We start from the raw sequence: 12,633 nt of genomic DNA, 5'->3' as shown, positions 1-12,633 counted from the left end.
CATGTCGGTTGGACGGAAGCCCATAGCGGCCCGGTATTTCGTACTTGTCGTGATGCTGGGATTTTCCAGCGGCGCCCATGCGCAAGCTGCGAAGCGCGATGCCATCGCCGATTGGCTGCGGTCCGTCGAAGGCAAAACGGCGGCGGGCAGCGACGCCAATGCGCTCGATCCCACGAAGAAGCCATCGAAACCCAGCGCCGATGAAGAAGCAGCAAAAGCCGCCGCCGCCGATCCGCGTGACGGCGACCCTCAATATGAGCAGGCCAAATCGCTGATGGCCGCCATTGATTCCATTTTGCGCGACGCCGCCGACACCCGCGCCGGCGAAAACAAACTGCCGAGCCGCGACGACTACATCATCCCGCCGTTCTGGAAGGAGACGCGCGAAGACCGCAACGCCAAGGTTCGCACCCTTCTCGATGCCGCACTCGGCATCGTCACGAACGCACCCGTGGTTGAAGTGCAAAAACGCGTCGAACTTCTGCGGCACAACATCCGCGAGCTTGAAGACGCCAACGTCAAGCTCAAGGAAAAGCAGCTCGTCGCTCCCAAGGACGCGAACTTTCCCGGGATTTTGACCGACACCGTCTCCTCTCTCCAGGATCAGATTGCGGAGAACAATAAGAGGATCGAGGCCAACCGCGTTGAGATCACAAGCTCGAAAACCGAGATCGCCGTCGCCTTGAAGGCCGCCGGCGTCGAGCTTTCCCAACAGCAGGTCGATCTGCTTCTCGATAGCGTCCTATCGGGCGATCTCGTTCGTCTCGTCGCCGTCTTCAACGCCGCGAAGCTGATCGACGCCCAACTCGCCAAACTTATCGGCACGACAGGCGACAACATGGAGGCCGCGCGCCGCTATTTCGCAATGCACGCCGCGCTCTTCGCTATGCTGGTACAGGCCCAGGACGCGACCATCGCCAAGATCGATACGCAATACCTGCCGAAGCTCGATGCCATCATCGCCGATATCGCCGCCGCCCGCGATCGCACCGCCGAGTTGCTTAAAGCCGACAACCGCCCTGATCAGCAACGTGCCCTCCAATCGAATCGCGAAAGCCAAAAGGTCGCCGACGAAGCCGCAAAGGCCTATCGCCACTATCTGCAACAGCAACGCGAACAGATCGCCGGCGCCCGCCTCAAGGCGACGCATGACCTGAAGATCGCGGACAACACTTACGAAACGGTCGAGGCCAGCGTTCAGCTTCGCAATTTGATTCGCGAGAGTTCGACCTCCTTCGAGGCCATCCAGAAACTCGAAGCCCCGAGCTTCGAACAGATTTTCAAGAACGACGAGTTGCGTAGAGAATTCGAAGATCTCACCAAAAAACTTGATGTTCCCGCCAGCTGATAAGCGTGTGTGACATCTGCGCAAGGCTTCTGTTTCCTTGCCGCATCGACTATGTTTCCGCTCGGACTATTACCGTAGTCCCATGAGCAGGTTTTCGATGGTGTTTACCGGACGAATTCGCGAGAGCGCAGCCGCGACCAAAACATTCGGGTCGCTGCGCATTGATCGCCGCGTGCTATCGACGCCGACGCGCACGATTGCCATCGCCAATATCGCGACGGTCAGCACCGGCACGCATGTCGCGCACAGGCCGACCGCAATCTATTGGCTGCTGACGCTTCTGTTTGTTCTGATGGCCCTAGGTTCGATGCGCCCGGACTTTACATGGGGACCGCTGGCGCCGACCGGCGGAACCGTCGTCCTCGGATTCCTTGCGGTTGTCTTCGCCGGCCTCGCACTTCGCCCCGACGACAAAACGCACTACCTGCTTATCTTGTCGGCCGATGGCGTGCTGTCGCGATTTACCGCGCCGGACCGCTCCATTCTCGAAGAAGTACGCACGATCCTCACCGACAAGATCAACCGCGCTGACGAGACGATGGTCTTCAACGTCAATTTCGACCGCGGCCACATCGAACAACTCGGCGGCAATTCGGGACAGGGGCAGCCCGCTTCACTGCCGCCGCCCGATCACGGTACTCAGCCGCATCCGACGCAATCCGGCCGCCCAAGCAATATCGGCGTGCCACCAGAGCGCGGACCGCAAACTGGTGGCAACAGGCCACGGCAAAATCCGGCGGAAAACACCGGACCGCCGTCGCGTCCCCTGCGCACACAGCCGACGCTATCGGCGTCATTGAACGGCGCGGCCGCGCCGAATGCCGTCGCCGAAAACTTCGTCGATTATTCCGGCGTCCTTCCGGCGATCGTCGAGATGCACCGCTTCTATGCACGCCAGGCCGGCACCCAGCACCTCGAACAACGGCTCTCGGAACTTGAGCTGCTGATGCGCGCCGGAACGCCGACGGTATCGCAGAAGACGCGCCTCCAGGAGTTATCGGGTGAAATGTCCCAAATCCTCGGAGCGTATCCGCAAGCGGTCGAACTATTCGACCACATCAACAGCCTCGTTTGACGAGGCTCAGCGCCGATACTGCACGAACTCCGTCAGCGTGCCGATGCGATCATAAAGCTTACGCGCCGTTGCGTTGTTGTCTTGCGTCGCCCAATACGTCCGGTCCGCGCCACGACGGTCGGCTTCGGCGTACGTTGCTTCGATAAGGGCTCGACCAACGCCAAGTCCCCGCGCGTCAGACGCAACGAAGAGATCCTCAAGATAGCAATACCAACCCGCCGACCATGTCGAACGATGAAACACGAGCGCCGCGATCCCGACGGCTTTTCCGTCATCGTCGACTGCGATCAAGGCCGTCATGTTGTCGTCTTGATCGAGAAGGCGGCGCCACGTCGTCGCAATGATCTCCTCGGACACGCTGGCCTTGTAAAAAACGACATAAGCTCGAAAGAGCTTCAACCAAGCTTCTTCGTCGCTCGCCACCACCGGCCTGACGCTGACCATCGACGTTCCACCTATTTCATTTCGAGCGCCGCTCTATCGCGCATTTCGCAGTCCTTGTCAGCCTTTGCGGAACCATACGAAAAAGTACAGAAATCGCGCATTTTTCGCTGCCAATCGTCAGCATTTGTTCACATTTCCGCCGATGCGGACAACGAAGCGATGCAAAACGCGGCACTTGAGTAACAGCGAAAAAAGGATCGGCAGGGCACAACCGCCGTTGCTTGATCATTCATAGTCGCCTCCGTACAAATCCGGCTCGGCTCCCATCATGAAGCGAGACAGATGCGGTACGTTTCCGTCTATATCCTGGCTTTTGCGTCCCTTCTGGCACTCGCCATGCATGATCCTCTCTTCGCGGAAGTCGAAGTTGGCGCCGCGGTCAAGCCGGACGCGTGCATCGGCGACGACACGAAGCTGGGTGTCTCGCGCGTCGTCGAAATCGATACCGAAGGCGGCGTCGACGTCGGCGGCGAGAAAGCCGGCGCCAAGCAGTTTTTGAACGACGGCGAAGTCGTCCTGACCTTCGATGACGGCCCGATGAAGTCGGTCACCGGACCGATCCTCAAGGCGCTGGCCGACCAGTGCACCAAGGCGACGTTCTTCATGGTCGGTCAAATGGCGCTCGCTAATCCGGAAATGGTGAAGGAAGTCGCAGCTGCGGGCCACACCGTCGGCTCGCATACGTGGTCTCACAAGAACATCCATGTCATCTCGCTCGCGAAAGCGCAGCAGGAGATCGAGGCCGCGATTTCGACCGTCTCGAAAGCCAAGGGCACCCCTGTCGCGCCGCTGTTTCGCTTTCCCTATCTCAACTCCACCAAACAGACCGAAGCCTATCTGCGCTCTCGCAACATCGGAGCCGTGTGGATCGACGTCGATTCCAAGGATTACCGAACGCGTAGCGCGAAAGTCGTCGAGCAGAATATTCTTTCCCAGCTCGCCAAGCAGAAGAAGGGCATCATTCTGATGCACGACATCCACGCTTGGACGGCCGCGCAGCTTCCCGACTTGCTGAAAGAGCTTCACGACCGAGGCTACAAGGTCGTACAGTTCGTTCCCAAGGGACAGATCGAGACGATCGCCTCCTATGACGCTGCCGCCGAAAAGGCGCTCGCCGCCAAAGCCGCCGCGAAAGCCGCAAACCCGATGGTGTCGCGCTCGATCGTTTGGCCGATGTCCTCTATCCCCGGAACGGACCTGGCCGCCGTCTCGCCGACCGGAACGCGCCTCAGGGCGGGCTCGCGCTATAAAAGGGTCGCGACCAAGCCCACGATTGTTGACGGCGTGGCCGACGATTCCGCTCCGGTGAAGATCCCTGTTTCAAAATATAAGAAGACCGCCAAGCCGAAGGACGAGACCTCGTCCTGGGGACTATTCAATTGATCGCGCCGCCAGCCGTCCTCGATGCGGCTCACGAACTTTAAATTTGCCGCGGCTCTGTTATTCCTGACGTCGACGGCGCCGGGAGCACAGGCCGACTGCACCGACCCGAAAACCGCCCTCGGCGTTTCCCGCATCATCGAGATCGATGCCAGCAAAGGCGGAATTTACGGCGCCGTTACGCGCCAAACGAAAGAGCCCTCGTTCCTGAAGCCCAAGGAAGTCGTCCTGACCTTCGACGACGGCCCCATGCCGTGGATCACGCGCTCAATCCTCGATACGCTCGACCGCTTCTGCACCAAGGCGACGTTCTTCGAAGTTGGCCGCATGGCGCTCGAGCATCCAAATGTTACGCAAGAGGTCGTGGCGCGCGGCCACACCCTTGGCGCCCACACGATGACCCATCCGTTCAATCTGCCGCGGATGGAGGAATCTGCCGCCACCGACGACATCGAGCAGGGTTTCGCCGCAGTCGCTTTGGCGGCCGGAACTCCGATAGCGCCATTCTTCCGGTTTCCGGGGCTCGCGGATTCGCCGGCTCTCATAAGGTATCTGCGCACACGCGGCATCGCCGCCTTCACCGTCGATGTGGTGTCGAACGACAGCTATATCCCGGATAAAAGCCGCCTCATTGCGCGCACGCTCGCCGGTATCGAGCAGTATCAGGGCGGAATTATTCTATTCCATGACATCAAAGCCGTGACGGCCAAAGCCCTCCCCGACATCCTCGCGGCCCTCAAAGCGCGCGGTTACACTGTCGTCCAGATGCGTTCGAAAATACCGGCGCAACTGCTGCCCGAAGCGGTTGCGGAAGTTACCATCGATGGCGGCAGGACGAAGCGCAGGCGGAAGCTGCCGTTCTATGCCTCCGTCGAGCCCGACCGCGCGGCGACAACGGCGGCGCTACGCGGCTATATAAAGAAGAAGACCCGAAACGGCAGAAAGGAGCCGTCCAAGGAAATACGCCGCCAAAGACGAACTTCGGCGGCGCACCGTGCCCATCGGGCCAATAGGTCCGAGCATTGAAAACCCGGGCCAGCGCGAATTAGGTCTGCGGAGTTTGCGCCATCGCCGGAGCGTGTGTCGCAATCGCATCGCGCAGCGCCTGCTCTTTTGTATTGTCGAGCGACGTCTTGAGCACCACGCCACCCGTGCCGCTGATCGCTTCAAAAACCTTATCTTCCGTCATCTTCTTGATTTCGACGAACAGAGCCGCGCTTCCCGGCTGCAGGCTCGACGACAGATCCTTCATGAAGTCGTCGTTGATACCGTAATCCGCAAGCGCACCGCCGAGAGCGCCGGAGGCCGCACCAACTGCTGCTCCGAGCAGCGGCATCAAAAAGATCATGCCGACCAGCGTTCCCCAGAAGCCACCCGAGAGCGCGCCCGCCGCGGTCGTATTGATGAGCTGGTTGAGTTTGACCTTGCCGTCTTCGTGCTTGACCGCGATCACCGCATCTTTGATCTCGATCAGATATTGTTTCTGAAGCTCGAACAGCTTCGTGCGCATTTCCTCGGCTTTCGCCTCGGTCGGATAAACAATGACGATGAGATCGGACATTAGGGTCACTCCACCTGCTGGTTTTTGCCACCCTACATCGGGCGTCCAGGCATTGTTGCCAACGAAATAGATCAAATTGACGAATGCCGGCACGCACGTTCGATGAATGCGGTAAATCTTAAGTTAGAGACGCGCGCGGAGTGAACGTCTGGATTAGTGCGACGTGCGCTTTGTGGCGCGTGCCCGTGTCCGCTTGTCGGCCATCAGCGCCCGAAGCTTGGTTGCGTCGCCCTGCACGGTGATCCGCAGATACGTCGGCAAACCGCCGTGGCCCTCCGCGCCGTCAGCAAAAGCGCTTACGAAATCGCCGATCGTCAACGGACCGTCGAAATGGCGCGTCACGATATCGTGGTCCGGATAGACCGCAGCGGCGTCATCGATATCCGCCAGAATGACCGCCTCGGCCTCATTGGCATTCCGCGAATAAAAACGTTGTCCCATCATCGTCACTCCTGAAGTATCCGCACACGGCGGACCACGCCTGTATTGACTGCAGAGTAGAACCTTCCGCCGGCTGCTTTCTTTCTCAATCGATCCCGGATTTTTCCGATCGCACGATAGTAACCGCTTTTTTCCTGAGCAATTGAGCCGAATGGAATAGGACTTTTACTTTCTAATTTTTAAGCCATTGGACGGATTCCGGAAAGCTTGGTTTTGGCAAATTCGCGTCACCCCCAGCCCGGGAGCGGTGCCATTGACGTGCGCCGACCCTCGAAGAACCAGGAAATCCGATAATGGACGAGACCAAGATGAACGCGGCGCAACATTCAGGCGGGCGCGTGATCGCAAACCACAAGATAAAATTAGCTGCCTGCGCGGCGATCGTCGCAATCCTCGGAGCCGGAGCCGTTCTCGCGGCCGACAAGCCGTTGCCGAACGCATTGATGACGCCCGTCGCCGATCTGAGTACGCCCGGAACTTCCCAGCTCGCCGTTCCAAGTTTTGCCGATCTCGTGCAGCGCGTGAAACCTGCTGTCGTCTCGGTCTTTGTAAAGGCCGAGCAGGTGGATGACGTCTCGGATACGCCGGAACAGGGCGAAAACCCATTCCAGGGCCTCCCCTTCCAGCCGGGTCCGCAATCGCAGGATCAGAACGGCCGCCCCCAGCCCCACCTTATGCAGGCCCAAGGTTCCGGGTTCTTCATCTCGGCTGACGGTTACATGATCACGAACAATCACGTCGTCGATCACGCCACGAGCGTCGAGATCATGACCACCGACGGCAAGCGCTACCATGCCAAGGTCGCGGGCACGGACCCGAAGACGGACCTAGCGCTTCTGAAAGTCGACGGCTCATCCGATTTCCCTTACGTTCGCTTCGCCTCCAAGTCTCCGCGCATCGGCGACTGGGTTGTGGCGATGGGTAACCCGTTCGGTCTCGGCGGCACCGTCACGGCCGGTATCGTTTCAGCGAACGGCCGCGATATCGGCTCCGGCCCCTACGACGACTTCATCCAGATCGACGCGCCGATCAACAAGGGCAATTCAGGCGGCCCGACCTTCAACCAGAACGGTGAGGTCGTCGGCGTGAACACCGCGATCTTCTCGCCGTCAGGCGGCTCGGTCGGCATCGCCTTCGATATCCCGGCAGAAACGGCGAAAAACGTTTCCGAGCAGCTCCGCTCCTCGGGTCAGGTCGTTCGCGGTTGGATCGGTGTCTCAATACAGCCCGTAACGGCCGATATCGCCGATAGCCTGGGCCTCAAGGAGGCAAAAGGCGCATTGGTCGACGAGCCGCAGGATGGCGGCCCCGCGGCCCAGGCAGGACTCAAGTCGCAGGATGTGATCCTTTCCGTCAACGACCACGAGATCAAGGATGGTCGCGACCTGGCCCGCACGATCGCGGCCGTATCGCCCGGTCAGCGGATCAAGGTTTCCTACATCCGCAACGGCGAAACGCGCAGCGTTGATTTGGACGTCGCTCGGTATCCCGACGGCAAATCGGCTCAGAACAGCGACAATGCCGAAAGCGATTTTAAACTCGGCATGACACTCGCGCCGGCCGATCAAGTCGAAGGCGCAGGTTCGCACGGCGCCGTTGTGATGAACGTCGATCCCGCAAGCCCCGCCGCCGAAAAAGGCATCCAGCAGGGCGACGTCATTCTGTCGGTCGGCGGCAAGACCGTCTCCGGTCCGGGCGATGTGAAAAAGGCGCTGAAGGAAGCGAAGAACGCAAGCAAGCGCGCCGTGCTCATGCAGTTGAAGACGGCACAAGGCAACCGCTTCGTCGCCGTTCCGACCAGCCAAGGCTGATCGCTCAGACGCAGGAATAGGATCGGCGGCAGACCTTTGAGCCTGCCGCCGATCAATCGTTTCAAATTTAGTTATCGAATATCCGGCCGCTAGTGCCGGGTAGCCTGAATATCGCGGCCGAGCGCCCTATCGATGCACTGGATCATCGCTCCGCCATCGAACGGCTTGCTCAGAAAACCGATCGCTCCGGCCGCATGCACCCGCTCGCGCGTCCGTTCTTCCGGGAATGCCGTAATGAATATCATTGGTAGATCATGTCCAAGCGCTAAAAGACGGGTCTGCAGTTCGACGCCGGTCATGCCTGGCATGTGGACGTCCGTGATGACGCATGAGGTCTCCTCCAGTCTGGAGGACTTCAAAAATTCCTCAGCCGAAGAGAACGTGCTCGCACCGAACCCGAGCGACCGCACGAGGTTCTCGGTTGCCACGCGGACCGCCTCATCGTCATCGATGATGCTGATCAGGGGATTTTGCGACACTTCGGCGATCCTTTTTCAAAAAAAACATGCGGTGTGAACCGCATTCACAACCACAAGATGCCGCTTACGGCGGAAGTTTTAAATCATACGCTGGTTTGTATCGACCCGCCCATTCGAAGGGTCCCCCTAATAAAAAAGCGCGCCGGTTGCGTTTAAAACCGGCGCGCCAGAGGCCTCGGGACATCTCGGGAGGAGGACAGCCCCGGGGGGACGGGGGCGAGATATTGCCGAGGACACCATGAGCTGGAGGGTCGTTAGGTTAACGAGGCGAGAAGGATTTTATCGTTCTCGGGCCCCGATACTGGCACCGCCCACTCAAGCGGTATTCTCCGTTCGCACAAGCGATTCCCGAAACGCATGATCGGCGCATAAGCGGAACTTGTCGTCCCTTTCACCGCTTCCCGAAGCGAACACGGCGGGGTCGAAACGAAACCATCGCGATCCTGGGGCGCCCGCTCTCGCCTCCACGAACTCCATACCAAAGTATGTAAGAACCAAGCTGACGATGTAGGTCCGGAAACGCTTGTAGGATAGAGCGCACCGGCTCGCTTCCGTACTTTCCCAACACACCCGACGGACTTCAATCGCACCGCATCGGCGCGATTTGGATGCTCCGGCCGAAACGAAAGCTTAGGAAACAGGGAAGGTCTTCCGCGATGTCGCTTCAATTGACCTCGGACTTTCAGGACAGCGCCGTACAGTATCAGCGCATCGGTACCAGCATCGGCGGAATGTCTCGCTTCGGTTATCACGAAAGCGCGGAATCACCGATTTTAGATCGTTTGGCGAAAGCCTTGGTCGAAGCCGGCGTCAATCCCGACAAGCTCGATCGTCGCGCCGAGAACGAGAAGCGGCTCGCGATCGTGGCCCGCCTTTTCGAGCTACCTGTTTCAACCGATACCGATCATGACCAGACGTCGCGGAAAGCACCGTCTGCATTGCCGAAGTGGCGCCTGAAGCGCGTAGTTGAATATGTCGACGCCAATATCTCGGAGCAGATCACACTGGCGGCGCTGGCCTCCACCGCGGGTATGAGCCGGATGTATTTCGCCAGCCAGTTTAAGGCCGCAACCGGAATGCGGCCTCACGACTATGTGCTGAACAAGCGTATCGAGCGTGCGCAGACTCTGTTGCTCACCACATCGGAGCCGCTTGTCGAGATCGCCTTGAGCGTTGGCTTCCAAACTCAGGCGCACTTCACTACCATCTTCAAGAAGATCGTCGGCAACACGCCACTCCGTTGGCGCCGCGGGCAACAGTCCTGAGCGGCGCGACCGCTCGGATTTCAATGCCCATCGGAGCGACAGCGGCGTCCCGATTGGATGTGCGCCAAGCCCGGAAGTAGAAGTACGAAACGCCAAATGATCGGCCATTGCCTTCATATCGGCAGCCGGTCCTAGACTTCGGCCGGTGCCTGAGAGCCCCGGCGCCAGCTCAGTGAGCCACTTTAAATGGTGCGGTCGAGAGGACTCGAACCTCCACGCCGTTTCCAGCGTTACCACCTCAAGGTAGTGCGTCTACCAATTCCGCCACGACCGCAGTTCAGACCCTTGGATCTGGAGATCGCGAAGGGCCTTGGCGCTGCCCAAATCCGCGAAGACGCCGACGTATCAGAGCGCTTCCAGGAACGCAAGCGGCAGATTGGCCAGAAACCCATCCAAGCCGCAAATGGCGGGACTCACATTATATATATGTGCGCCTCGGCGAATGACGTCCAGCGAGGTTGCCAGGTTCATTGGGCTGCCGCGCATAACTTGGGCGTTGAGAGAGCATCCCGCACCATCGCAACCGAAAGCGGCCGAAAGTGAAAGCTCAGCCATCCAAAACATCGATTGCTACCGGGTCGACCCCAGTCGACTGGGCGATTAGTGACGGCTATGTCGACTATGAGTCGGCCTTAAAGGTCATGAGCCACCGCGTGGTGGCAATCCGTGAGGGAAAAGCCAAGGAGCTTGTCTGGCTTCTTGAGCATCCCCCGCTTTACACCGCCGGGACCAGCGCCAAGGACCAAGACCTTCTGAACCCAAACGCGCTGCCGGTGTTTCGCACTGCACGCGGCGGTCAGTTCACGTATCACGGGCCGGGCCAGCGCGTAGCCTACGTCATGCTCGATCTCGAAACGCGCGGCCGCGATATCAGGGATTTCATCACCCGACTCGAGCTGTGGGTGATCAAAGCGCTCGCGGAATTCAACGTGACTGGAGAGATCCGTAGCGACCGGGTCGGCATCTGGGTCAAACGATCCTCAATGGGAAATGAGGTCGAAGACAAGATCGCGGCCATCGGCCTTCGTGTCAGCCGCTGGGTGTCGAGCCACGGCATAGCAATTAACGTCGATCCCGATCTTTCTCAGTTTCAGGGAATCGTTCCCTGCGGAATTCGCGATCACGGGGTGACGAGCATGGCCGACTTGGGCCTGCCGGTTTCGATATACGATGTGGACGTCGCGCTCCGCGGCAGTTTTCAACAAATTTTTGGACCGACGAAGCCTGTCGATCCGCCCCAATTTGATACGGACCCGGGCGGGGAAGCGCTTTGATCACCGGCCAAAAGAAAAGGCGCCTGCACCGTTGAGGTACAAGCGCCTGATTACCGATGCCGCAACCTTCTTCCTACTTCATCTTCCTTCCCGATCGTTCGAGGCGCTGCCAACCGGCGGCGGCGCACCCCCATTCACGGGCGAATCGTAGTAGAGAAAACCCCCTTCGACCGAAACGCTTTCCGAACCGTCCAGTTCGTACTCGTCGTTCGCATTGTCGTTGAGGCGGATGATACAGCTCTTCTGACAGACCCCGTCGACCACCTTACCTACTGCCAGAACATCGTCTTTGGTGGACGTGTCCTCGGTGATGGTGAGCTTGACCTCTTCGTCACCGCGGTTGGCAATCGTGGCTGCTGAAGCAGCCGAGGTCGTAAGAAGAACTGCGATCGCGCCAGCCGCTATAACCCGAAGGTCGAAACGGCCGCTCCTGCGATCGCGGCTGAACATCATTACTTCTTCTTCTTTGCTGCCTTCTTGGCAGGGGCCTTCTTGACGGCTTTCTTTGCAGCTTTAGCCATTTTTAGATCGTCCTTCCGTTTGCTCGTTGACAGACACGCGTCTGTCGACCTGACTCTAGTCGGGTCAATTTCGACATTGATGATAATAATGGTGATGCACAAACGAAATTTGATGTTTGGTGATATCGGAAATTTCGATAGATGAGTTTCTTGCCTCCGCGATGAGGATCTCAACGGATGGACGTCAATCTCGCTCGCACATTCCTCGTCGTTGCCGAAACGGGAAGCTTCGTCGACACCGCGCGCAAGCTGAACATCACCCAATCGACCGTCTCGGCGCGAATCAAAGGTCTCGAAGAACTGCTCGGGCGCCCTCTCTTCACGCGTTCGAAGTCCGGCGCCGAACTGACCGGCGCAGGCGAACTCTTTCAGAAACACGCCCTCGCGATGGTGCGCGTCTGGCAACAAGCGCAGCTTCAGGTTTCGCTCGCAGATCAGCATCCCGAGCACATTTCCGTGGGCGCGCCGCTGAGCCTTTGGAGCGGTTTTCTGTTGAAATGGGCGGCTGGACTGAGGATTCAAATCCCCGGAATCGCCGTGTCCGCGACAGCCAGCGCTTCTCCCGTGCTGAGCCAACGGCTGATCGAAGGAACCCTCGATCTCGCGATCATGTACCGTCCGTCACCGCCGCCAGGCCTCACGATCGAGCACCTCTTCGATGAAGAGTTCGTGCTCGTCTCGTCCGCCAAGGCTTCGGCCCGGCGTGGAGTTAACGACTATCTGCTCATCGATTGGGGAACGGATTTTCTTCAGGATCATGCCGCGGCTTTTCCCGAGCATGCGAACCCAGCGATAAGCCTCGATCTCGGTCCGATGGGCTTGGACTATCTTCTGGCGAACGAATGCTCCGGATATTTCCCGGCTCGCATGGTGCGCAAACTCATCAGTCGCGGGCGAGTGAGAGAGCCAAAACGGGCTCGAAAGTTCGTCTATCCGGTTTATATGGTCTATCCGGAGACGCGAAATGAAGAGGCTTACGAGCCGATTCTACGTGGTCTGAGGCGGGCGGCGTCGAAACCCGGCTAATGCCGGAT

Annotated in this window: 13 protein-coding genes and 1 tRNA gene; 8 read left to right on the top strand and 6 right to left on the bottom strand. The window is 59.0% G+C overall.

The annotated features are described in order from the left end of the window. Position 1 precedes the first annotated feature (1 nt). Positions 2-1,348, top strand: a complete 1,347-nt coding sequence (locus WC811_RS05065; RefSeq protein WP_372641613.1) for a hypothetical protein — start codon at positions 2-4, stop codon at positions 1,346-1,348. A gap of 82 nt (positions 1,349-1,430) precedes the next feature. After that, a complete protein-coding gene (locus tag WC811_RS05060) occupies positions 1,431-2,423 on the top strand; it encodes a DUF6232 family protein (protein WP_372641611.1) in 993 nt (330 codons plus the stop codon). Positions 2,424-2,429: 6 nt separating this feature from the next. On the opposite strand, the gene WC811_RS05055 is transcribed toward WC811_RS05060, so the two are convergent. Then, the gene (locus WC811_RS05055; RefSeq protein WP_372641609.1) at positions 2,430-2,867 is read right to left on the bottom strand and encodes an N-acetyltransferase family protein; all 438 of its coding nucleotides are present in this window, start codon (positions 2,865-2,867) and stop codon (positions 2,430-2,432) included. Between the two features lie 282 nt (positions 2,868-3,149). Here WC811_RS05055 and WC811_RS05050 point away from each other — a divergent pair, with 282 nt between their 5' ends. Further along, positions 3,150-4,250 (top strand): polysaccharide deacetylase family protein, encoded by a 1,101-nt coding sequence (locus WC811_RS05050; RefSeq protein WP_372641607.1) that lies wholly within the window; start codon positions 3,150-3,152, stop codon positions 4,248-4,250. 21 nt (positions 4,251-4,271) lie between these two features. Beyond that, positions 4,272-5,273: a polysaccharide deacetylase family protein gene (locus WC811_RS05045; protein ID WP_372641605.1), complete on the top strand. Its 1,002-nt coding sequence runs from the start codon at positions 4,272-4,274 to the stop codon at positions 5,271-5,273. A gap of 19 nt (positions 5,274-5,292) precedes the next feature. On the opposite strand, the gene WC811_RS05040 is transcribed toward WC811_RS05045, so the two are convergent. Further along, positions 5,293-5,808, bottom strand: a complete 516-nt coding sequence (locus WC811_RS05040) for a DUF1269 domain-containing protein (RefSeq protein ID WP_372641603.1) — start codon at positions 5,806-5,808, stop codon at positions 5,293-5,295. Between the two features lie 153 nt (positions 5,809-5,961). After that, positions 5,962-6,249: a hypothetical protein gene (locus WC811_RS05035; RefSeq protein WP_372641601.1), complete on the bottom strand. Its 288-nt coding sequence runs from the start codon at positions 6,247-6,249 to the stop codon at positions 5,962-5,964. Between the two features lie 293 nt (positions 6,250-6,542). On the opposite strand from WC811_RS05035, the gene WC811_RS05030 reads away from it, so the two are divergent. Beyond that, entirely contained in the window at positions 6,543-8,060 is a 1,518-nt protein-coding gene (locus WC811_RS05030; protein ID WP_372641599.1) for a Do family serine endopeptidase, read from the top strand. Positions 8,061-8,149: 89 nt separating this feature from the next. Here the strand turns inward: WC811_RS05030 and WC811_RS05025 are convergent, their stop codons facing one another. Beyond that, positions 8,150-8,539, bottom strand: a complete 390-nt coding sequence (locus tag WC811_RS05025; RefSeq protein ID WP_372641597.1) for a response regulator transcription factor — start codon at positions 8,537-8,539, stop codon at positions 8,150-8,152. Positions 8,540-9,195: 656 nt separating this feature from the next. Between WC811_RS05025 and WC811_RS05020 the strand changes: the two genes are divergently transcribed. After that, positions 9,196-9,804, top strand: a complete 609-nt coding sequence (locus WC811_RS05020) for a helix-turn-helix domain-containing protein (RefSeq protein WP_372641595.1) — start codon at positions 9,196-9,198, stop codon at positions 9,802-9,804. Positions 9,805-9,991: 187 nt separating this feature from the next. Here the strand turns inward: WC811_RS05020 and WC811_RS05015 are convergent. After that, a tRNA-Leu gene (locus WC811_RS05015) sits at positions 9,992-10,078 on the bottom strand. A 265-nt stretch (positions 10,079-10,343) separates the two neighbouring features. Here WC811_RS05015 and lipB point away from each other — a divergent pair. Further along, complete coding sequence (lipB, locus tag WC811_RS05010; protein WP_372641593.1) at positions 10,344-11,078, top strand: lipoyl(octanoyl) transferase LipB; 735 nt, start codon at positions 10,344-10,346, stop codon at positions 11,076-11,078. 78 nt (positions 11,079-11,156) lie between these two features. Here the strand turns inward: lipB and WC811_RS05005 are convergent, their stop codons facing one another. Next, complete coding sequence (locus WC811_RS05005; protein WP_372641591.1) at positions 11,157-11,531, bottom strand: hypothetical protein; 375 nt, start codon at positions 11,529-11,531, stop codon at positions 11,157-11,159. A gap of 245 nt (positions 11,532-11,776) precedes the next feature. On the opposite strand from WC811_RS05005, the gene WC811_RS05000 reads away from it, so the two are divergent. Further along, positions 11,777-12,625 (top strand): LysR family transcriptional regulator, encoded by an 849-nt coding sequence (locus WC811_RS05000; RefSeq protein ID WP_372641589.1) that lies wholly within the window; start codon positions 11,777-11,779, stop codon positions 12,623-12,625. The last annotated feature ends 8 nt before the right edge of the window (positions 12,626-12,633 follow it).

Source organism: Hyphomicrobium sp., from assembly GCF_041659645.1.
GTDB lineage: Bacteria > Pseudomonadota > Alphaproteobacteria > Rhizobiales > Hyphomicrobiaceae > Hyphomicrobium_B.
The sequence above is the reverse complement of the archived record's forward strand: the minus strand, read 5'-3'. Positions and strand labels throughout refer to the sequence as shown.